The sequence below is a fragment of the Pseudomonas persica genome, from assembly GCF_900291015.1.
Classification (GTDB): domain Bacteria; phylum Pseudomonadota; class Gammaproteobacteria; order Pseudomonadales; family Pseudomonadaceae; genus Aquipseudomonas.
In genome coordinates this window covers 1-318 of the sequence record NZ_OLKL01000084.1, presented here as the reverse complement: position 1 = coordinate 318, position 318 = coordinate 1, and the positions used below count along the sequence as shown (strand labels likewise).

1 pseudogene is annotated in these 318 nt (G+C 65.1%); it reads right to left on the bottom strand.

The features are described from left to right. Window positions 1-318, bottom strand: a pseudogene (locus tag FQ664_RS25790) (MFS transporter); the annotation flags it as partial.

Sequence of the window (318 nt, the reverse complement as noted above, 5' to 3'; positions counted from 1 at the left end):
CCCAGAAGGTAGCCTGGAAGGACAGGATGCTGGCCACTGCGATGCACAGCGCACCGATCTTGACCAGCGGGTCTGCGACTAGCGCGGCTGTGACCAAGGCCAGGGCGGCCATCCCCAGCGCGCCGACCACGTAGGGCAGGCGTTGTTCGCTGCGGTTGGCCAGGCGTGCCCATAGGGTCATGGCGATGGCGCCCAGGATGTAAGGCAATGCGACTACGAAGCCCAGCGTGCCTGCGGAGATGCCCAGCCCCTTGATGATCTGCGGCAACCACATGCCGATGCCGACCGAGCCCACGAGACAAGAGGCAACCTCGTATG